The organism is Mycobacterium sp. NGS11 (genome assembly GCF_059813315.1).
Window position 1 is genome coordinate 1 of sequence record NZ_JCALEJ010000086.1, and the last position, 232, is coordinate 232.

General features: G+C 66.8%; 1 protein-coding gene. It reads left to right on the plus strand.

Annotated elements, in window-relative coordinates:
• Positions 1-232: AMP-binding protein (locus tag AC5Y4T_RS26225; RefSeq protein WP_499956167.1), on the plus strand; the 232-nt coding region annotated here is incomplete at both ends.

Below are 232 nucleotides of genomic sequence, written 5' to 3' on the forward strand. Positions count from 1 at the left end.
CTATGTGCCGATCGACCCCGGGCATCCTGACGAGCGGATCAGCTTCATGATGGCCGACGCCGGCCCGATCGCCGCGATCGCCAGCGCCGACCAACGCTCGCGGCTGGACGGGCGCGGGTTGCCCGTCATCGACCCGAACGACCCCGTTGTCGCAACTCAACCCCACACGGCGTTACCCGGGCCCACCGCTGACGATGTGGCGTATGTGATCTATACGTCGGGTACTACTGGG